This window comes from Bartonella sp. AD328YNZD (assembly GCF_042196425.1).
On sequence record NZ_JBHIQG010000079.1, the window covers coordinates 1 to 8,471 of the forward strand.

The following is an 8,471-nucleotide window of genomic DNA, read 5'->3' on the forward strand; positions in this document are numbered from 1 at the left end:
CAATATATTAAAACACTGCAAGTCTATATCAGAACCGCCTTCTGACCTTTATTCTTGTGACTTTAAACCTTGCCACCTTCTGGCCGCTTCATAGCGTTTTGTCTTTTCACTTCCACACGGGTTTCCTCCATAAGATTATAGAAAAGCCCTGCCCCTCAAGGCAAAGCAAGCGCAAAGCCTATTGTGTTAGGATTGATACTTCGCAAAATATCTTATAGCCGGCACATCTCTCCAATCCATAGCCGATCTATTGAAGGTTTTATGGCGTTGTTTACCTAAGAGAGCACGTGCTTTTTCTGTTGTTTTTAAATCGACATCCAACCCCAAGGCAGCAGCATGTTTGAGACAAATATTAAGACGTTTCAGTGCGTTACGCACTGTATCAACTTTTGTATGCCAAATAGGAGCAAGGGTATTGCGTATCTCTGTTTGTATAATCTCCTGAAAAAGACAAACAGCCTAATTTGGGTAAAATGTGAAATTTCAAAGTGAAAACCAGTTTCCATCTTTACCATCTCCTTTTAATTCAGCTTTACAATTTTTAAAAGTATCTAAAGCAATATCTTTTAAATAATGGAGATTGCTTATTGCCTCACGTTTTTGTTTGTCACGTTCTTTAATTGGGTTACGACCTTCGCGAAGAACAGAGCGCCACCCAGTTACAGTTGCACGGGCTTGTTTAAAGAGACATTCTTAACGCCCCCAAGTTCATTTCACGACAGCAACCATGGATGGTATAACGGTAAATCCATTGTGCACCTCCATCTGTACATTTGTGAAGAAGCAAGCCGGCACCATCACCACTTTGCCAGCCCGTAGGTGTTGCAACAACTCTTGGCACTTAAGACAGTTCATAAGAGCCATTTTTAATTCTTTCTTATACATTTTTTACCCACATAGCCTACCCGCTTGTGACGTGCAAGCAAGTGATTTTGATTGATTCAAGATAAGCAGGTTTGAAATGAGAGAATTTTACGGTATTAGGTTTTCTAATTCAAATTGAATAACGCTAAATTATCATTATAAATTAATGCTTTGTCTTAAGTGGTTTGTACATATCCTTTGTGTCATATCCATAAAGATCAGGTTGATGGGGATATATGGACTATCCTTAGCTTGAGAATATAAAAGCAAAGTAGAATGCCTCAATATACTGGCACATTCACGTACTTGTTTTAAAGAAACATCTCTCACATCCAAAACTTATCTCGCAGCTCTGATTTGTATATGATATCCCAATAGGATAAAAGCCCTCGTAAATGAATCCTCCCCAGACCACTATAAGATCTATTTATACCACCATCTTTATGTTTCATAAAAAATACAAAAAGCCATACACTTTACCCATATCCGAAATATCGCAACAGCCCTTATCACTTAAGAATGTAAAATATACCTCTTATCAATTATCCCAAGTGCTAAGCAGTATTACCATTGGAGTCTGGCAAATAGTGTAACGGTGCTGGCTTATTACTTCATGAAGCCTAAAGAGGGAGGGGATAAATAGACCTTATAGCAGTCTAGGGAACTTCCTCTCAACGAAAACTCTCTTTTTAATACACGCGCACCATGAAATGAACTTTGAACGCACCAAGAGATGTTTCTTTAACATAAGTGCATAAATGTGCAACATAAAGTATATTCTGTTTGCAGCATTCTTTTTACCATAAGAAAACACACCCCCTTTAAAGAACGTGAAGAACAAAAACATAAGGCAATGCGTACCATTCACGAGAATGTGGAGGTTTGTTTCATTATTTTTATTTTTGTGAACTGCTTTTTGATGTTTCTCTATTTAAAAAGTTAAAAGCTTGTCGCCTGAAGCTAAACGCAATTAAAATCTATCATAAAACCAATAATAAGCTATGCCAATACACATAATAAGCAATATAGTTTTAGCTTCCCAGCAACATAAACCCATAGGTGTGTTTATCGCATACTCCATACAAATCTAAAGCTTCGCAGGAACCTATATCTCCATCGCATAAAGCTATAAAGAATCCCAAACCAAAGGTTATTCATACGAACGTTCCTTCTATTGCCATACAATGTGTGAAAAAAAGAACCAGTCTACGAATAAACAAAAGGGAAACTCTATAGATTAACACGCCTCGTATACCAGTTGTTTTTTTGGAGGGGTGGATTTTAAGCTATTTTTGTCTTGACTTGCTTTTTTGTTCTTTTGTTTGTTAAAAGATATACACTTCACTTCCCCCCGCTTCTTTAGATTAAATCTTAAAAGTCAGCGCGCATTATATTTCATTTAGCTTCCTTTACACATCTGAAAAGACAGGGATTCTTAAAGAAATCCAGTCTGTAAACAGTCTCAATTCTAGCGGATTCCGCTTAGCTTTCTGCTTAATGGGATTCACTTGCAAAGGTGCGATAAGAAAAGTTGAAGAATATTCACAAAGTATTCCCAAAACATTTAATACCTCAAGGAAGCTTACACACCCTATACCACCACATCTCACATGATGCGTTGTGCTATAAACTTCATGGTCTAGTAGGATTCCACTTAACAAATACAGCATTTTTTAGGAGAAAGCAGCAAATAATGCTAAACTTTTCCCATCCATATTTTGCTTCATAAATGTTTCGTTCAAGTTGATATAACAACCAATATATCTTAAATTGATAACCGCTTAATCACGCGAGAGTGCAACAACAGGATCAAGCCGTGAAGCTTGTCGCGCTGGCGAAAAGCCAAAACATATCCCAATAAGTGTCGAAAAAGTAAGAGATACAATAATTGAATCAATTGTATAAACCAAGTGGATAGGTGCCTTAAAGAGCCAAAATAAGCCTCCAATAGAAAATCCAAAGAGGATTCCTAAACCGCCTCCAATCATACACACTAAAATTGCTTCAATGAGAAATTGTTGCAAAATATCACTCTGCCGTGCACCAACAGCCATACGCACCCCAATTTCATTGATCCGCTCAGAAACCGTGACCAACATAATATTCATCACGCCAATCCCCCCTACAATCAATGAAATTGCTGCAATTGAAGACACTAAAAGCGTTAAAATATGCGTACTCTCCATGATACGTTCACGAAAAAATTCGGAATTTCTAATAAAAAAATCTTCCCCTCCATGGCGCATAATGAGAAAACGTCGCACCATAGTCTCTGCTAAATGTGAATCAATCTCATCAGTAATCTTAACCATAATGGCACGAACCTGCGTGGTCCCAAGAAAACGAGTTTGCACGGTTGTATAGGGCAAATAGATCTGCAACGTATTTGAGTTACCTCCATTATTTTGCGGATCGACCACCCCCACAATACGTGCAGGAACCTTTCCCACATGCACCACTTTTCCAAGTGGACTCTCATGGCTATGAGGAAAAAGAACAGAAACGGCTTCCTTTTCAATAACGAGATCAACAGCCCTTTCACTCACACTTTTTTGATCAAACAATTGTCCTTCAACAGCTCTAAGCCCTTGTGTTTGAAAAAATTGTTCTCCCACCCCAGCAATTACAGCATTAGCTTCAACGGAACCAAAACGAATCGTAGAACTTGCTGAAATCTGAGGCGTTACACCAGAAACATAGGGCAAGCCAGAAAGAGCTTCTGCATCCGCTTCAACAAGACTGGTTATCTTCTCTGATTGTGGATCAGAAAAACTTTTCCCAGGAAAGATAGTCAAGGTATTGGAGCCCAAACTTTTAAAATTTTCCAGTATTTTTTCCCGCGTGCCAGTCCCCAAAGCCACCATGGCAATAATTGCTCCAATACCGATAATCACCCCGAGCATTGTTAAAAAAGTCCGCATACGATGGGCATTCATAGCTAACAAAGCCATAACAAATGTTTCACGAAAACGTTCAACAAAAGAACGAAAAAAACCTAATGTTTTTTGATCTTTCAAATTTTGCTTTTCCTGAATATAAGACGCAACCTTTGTTTTTTTACCCTTTGATACAGTATCTGAAATAATTTCCCCATCACTGATTTCGATAATACGATCTGCTTTTTCAGCCACCTGCATATCATGCGTTACAATAATAATGGTGCGCCCTTCTTGATGAAGCTCATCCAAAATACGCAACACCTCTTGACCACTATGTTTATCTAAAGCACCTGTTGGCTCATCAGCGAGAATAACCTCCGCATTATTCATCAATGCTCGCGCAATAGACACCCGCTGTTGCTGTCCTCCTGAAAGCTGATTAGGACGATGATTAACTCGCTCTCCCATGCCTAAGCGTGTTAATAAGTCCTGAGCACGTTTTTTTCTCACATCTGGAGCACAGCCCGCATAAATAGCTGGAATTTCAACATTTCCAAGAGCGGTGAGTTCATTCAACAAATGATAGCGTTGAAAAATAAATCCAAAATGATTGCGCCGCAAAGCTGATAATTCATCAGCAGAAAGAGAAGCTATTTCTTTTCCTGAAATCCAATAACGACCAGAACTTGGTCGATCAAGACAGCCTAAAATATTCATCAATGTGGACTTTCCAGAACCGGAAGCCCCTACAATCGCCACCATTTCACCACGTTTAATGGTTAGATTAATCTCTTTCAAAACAGTAACAAATGTTTCACCCGCAGGGAATTTGCGCACAATATTTTCTAAAACGAAAACAGTATCTGCTTTTTCTGCTTTCATAGTTTAATTCTCATCTTCGCTCTGTTCATAAGGGATTTCTGGCATCACACCATCGCGTGAACCGGTAATAACCACATCCCCCTCCTGAAGCCCTGAAACAATTTCTGCCATCACTTTGTTATTAAGCCCCACAGTCACTTGTTTTGCCACCACTTTATTTTTTCCCACCAAAAGTGAAACCCATGCTTTGTGTTCTTTTGTTTCATCACGCAAAGCATCACTTGGAACCAACAAAACATTCTGAGCACGTCCTAGAATAATATGAACTTGAGCGGTCATATAGGTTCGCAAAAAATTGTCTTTATTATCAACATGCACAACCCCATTATAATAAATTGCCGATGACACAAGAGAGCTAGATCCTCCTGCGCCAGGATTAATACTCACATCAGCACGAATGGATTCAGGAGCCGGCTCGACTCTTTCCAAAGTGCCCTCATAACGACGGTGTGAATTGCCCAATACCGTAAAATAAAGAGGTTGTCCGGCATGAACTTTAAGAATATCAGCTTCCGAAATTTGCGCTTTGACTGTCATCTTTGATAAATCGCCTAGAATAACAATTGTAGGCGCAGACTGAACAGCATTAACATTCTGTCCTTCTTCAACAACCGTTGCCAAAACGGTTCCCGCCGAAGGAGCAGTTATTCGCGTATAACCGAGATTAACCTCTGCACTCTCCACATCAATTTTGGCTTGTACAATCTGCTGTTGCAGTTGAGCAATTTGCGCTTCGCGTATTTTCACTTGTGTTGCTGCATCATCAAGATTAGCTTTTGAAATTGCACGCGATTCTATCATTTTTTTCTGCCGCGCTAAATTTTTCTGAGCAAGAGCAAGATAAGCTTCTTGTTCCACTAAATTCGCATAGTAATGAGATAAAGCTGCTTTTTTTCTTTTCAGATCATTTTCTTGATCTGTAGGATCAATTTCTGCCAACAGATCTCCTTCTTTGACAACACTGCCTGGAAGAACGCGCATGGAAACCACCCTCCCCGTAGCACGTGCCCCAACCGCCACCAACCGATAAGGACGCACAAGTCCAGAAGCCAAAACACTTTCCTCGATATCACCACGCTTCACCACAGCTGTCATATATATTGGTGTGGATGTTCCAAAAAAAACAGAGCGTAGCCACAATAAAATGATGATAATGAAGAGAGAAATAAGAAATAACGAAAGTTTTTTGTGTTTTCTAATGAAATCTTTGATGAAATTTTTTTTCATTGCCCTACCTTTACAAGCGAATGGGATGTACCATCAACAACTTCCGGACGTGACACATCAACGACTCCATCCCATCCCCCCCCCAATGCTTTCATCAGAGCAATATATTGGGTAGCTAAAGCAATACGGCTATCTTTAAGTGCCATTTGCGCAGAATAATAGGAACGATCAGCATTTAACAATTCAAGGAAGCTGATATTTCCATTTTCAAAAAGGCTTCGTGAAAGTTGTAAAGAATGCAAAAAAGCTTTATTTGCAATGACAAGCTTTTCAAGGCGCTGATGTTCTTTTGTTAATCTCACAAGCGCGTTTTCCACATCTTCTAAAGCACTCAATACAGCCGCCCGATAAGTAATAAAAGCCTGATCACGCTGTGCCCGCGCCATCGCAATAGAGGCAACAATCTGTCCTCCATTAAAGAAAGGGAAACGAAGACCAGGTCCAAAAGACCAGCCAATGGTTGAACTTTTCCATAATTGGTCCATTGCTGTTGCTGCTGTTGAAATATTCCCCGTTAAAGTGAGGGATGGATAACGTTCTGCCTCACGCTGACCAATGCGGGCTGTTGCTTGCGCATATTGGCGCTCTGCCCGTCGTAAATCTGGACGCGACAATAAAATATCTGCTGGAATTCCTGCTGATATTGGCCATTGTGGTTGTGGAATTTTCACTTGTTTGGCATTGTTTTGCAAAAGTCCCTTCAAAGCCGTAGGGACATGACCAGTCAAAACGGAAAGGCGATGCATACTCATTGCCACATTGGCTTCCATCTGAGATATATCGGCTTCTGTATTGGCCATTTGCGCTTTTGCATTTGAAACATCAAGTTCAGAAATATCACCTGCTGCTAATTTAGCACGCATCAATTCATATGTTTTGCGCTGTGTTGCAGCAATTTGCCGCACAATCAACAACTTTTGTTGCCAACCGCGTATTTGAACATAATTTGTTGCCACCTCTCCTAACAATATGACCATGGTAGCGCGCATATCTTCCACCACCGCTTCAAGACCATATCGTGCTGCTTCAACGCCTCGCTTATGCCCACCAAAAAAATCCAGCTCCCAACTCGCATCAAATCCACTACGATATTGGCTCAATGCACCAGATTGTTCAGATCCGCTACGGGTTCCTGAAATTGTATTTGACGCACTTGGCAACAAAGATCCCAATGCTTGCCCTAAACTCGCCCGTGCCTCACGAACTCGGGCTTTAGCAACTGCAACATCATTATTCCCAGAAATAGCCTCATCCATTAACGCATTTAAAACTGGATCATTTAACCGTCGCCACCATCCAGCAAGGGCAATTGAATGCCCAGATATCTGGGCAAATTTCTGTCCCCATTGAGCTGGAACACGAAAAGATGTCTTATGATAATTTGGACCAACCATACATCCTGACAAAAGAAAACAAAGCAAGACACAAAAAAGCAATCCCCAAGAAGCGCCCCATTTGAGATTTCTGATATGCATCTAGTCTCCCGCATTTTTTCAGAATCATTATTTATATTAATACTTTATTTACCTCTTATTTCAAAATTAACTTGTAAAATCAAATACAGTTTGCACAGGAATATGATCTGAAGGACGTTCCCATCCGCGTGCATCACGAAAAGTCGCAAGATCCACCACAAAAGGCGCTAAATCTGGAGAGGACCAAATATGATCAAGCCGCCGCCCGTGATCCGTAAGCGCCCAATCGCGTGCACGATAACTCCACCATGTGTAAAGTTTAGTAGGAACAGGAATATGCAACCGCATAAGATCAACCCACCCACCTTGACAACACAAATCCTGTAAACGCTCGGTTTCAATGGGGGTATGGCTTACAACCTTCAACAATTGTTGATGAGACCAAACATCCTCTGCCAAAGGAGCAATATTCAAATCGCCCAGCAAAAGAGAAGATATCCCCTTTTCCTGATCTGCGCGGATAAGAGACATTTCCTTTAAAAAATCAAGCTTATGACGAAATTTTTCATTCACATCAGCGTCAGGAATATCTCCCCCAGCAGGAACATAAAAATTATGAATCCGCAAGATTCTCCCATGGACTTCCACAATTACTGAAATATAGCGGCAATCTTGATTTTGACAAAAAAAACGCTTTTCTACCTTTTTAAAAGGTAAACGAGAAACAATAGCCACCCCGTTATAAGATTTTTGTCCACTCAGTGCGATATGCTTATATCCTGCTGCCTCAAAGTCTCTCACTGGAAATAAAGCATCTGGACATTTTGTTTCCTGTAGACACAATACATCTGCAGGAAAGAGTTCCAAATACTGAAAAACCTGTGCAAGACGCAAACGAATAGAGTTAATATTCCAAGTCGCAATACGAAAAAACATCTGTTTTAATCTCAATAACGTGACACTATTTCTTCATTTCTGCGAAGGAAGTTTAAACATTCCATTAGCGAATCGAACGCCTGTCTGCACATTCATAATCTGCACAGTAGTTTCCAAATTTTGTTGGTCAACAATTGTCCACTGCCGCAAAGCAGAACCTTGAGAATCAAAAACCATCCTTATTTGCCCTACCCCAATCGTCTGATCACGCAAAACAATCGTCACGGCCCCAGGATCTTCGCGAAAGGCCAACAAACGCCCAGAAGAT

5 protein-coding genes and 1 pseudogene are annotated in these 8,471 nt (G+C 40.3%); all 6 read right to left on the bottom strand.

Features of this window, described 5'->3' with window-relative positions; all coding sequences use genetic code 11:
- Positions 1-216 precede the first annotated feature (216 nt).
- Positions 217-864, bottom strand: a pseudogene (locus ACFIO3_RS05390) (integrase arm-type DNA-binding domain-containing protein); the annotation flags it as partial.
- Positions 865-2,645: 1,781 nt separating this feature from the next.
- Positions 2,646-4,625, bottom strand: a complete 1,980-nt coding sequence (locus tag ACFIO3_RS05395) for a MacB family efflux pump subunit (RefSeq protein ID WP_375608602.1) — start codon at positions 4,623-4,625, stop codon at positions 2,646-2,648.
- Positions 4,626-4,628: 3 nt separating this feature from the next.
- Positions 4,629-5,852, bottom strand: coding sequence for an efflux RND transporter periplasmic adaptor subunit (locus tag ACFIO3_RS05400; protein WP_375608601.1), 1,224 nt, complete (start codon positions 5,850-5,852; stop codon positions 4,629-4,631).
- Complete coding sequence (locus ACFIO3_RS05405) at positions 5,849-7,327, bottom strand: efflux transporter outer membrane subunit (RefSeq protein WP_375608600.1); 1,479 nt, start codon at positions 7,325-7,327, stop codon at positions 5,849-5,851. The genes ACFIO3_RS05400 and ACFIO3_RS05405 overlap by 4 nt, the downstream gene beginning before the upstream one ends.
- 66 nt (positions 7,328-7,393) lie before the next feature.
- Entirely contained in the window at positions 7,394-8,203 is an 810-nt protein-coding gene (locus ACFIO3_RS05410) for an exodeoxyribonuclease III (protein ID WP_375608599.1), read from the bottom strand.
- A gap of 33 nt (positions 8,204-8,236) precedes the next feature.
- The coding region (locus ACFIO3_RS05415) for an outer-membrane lipoprotein carrier protein LolA (RefSeq protein WP_375704179.1) at positions 8,237-8,471 on the bottom strand (235 nt) is incomplete at its 5' end.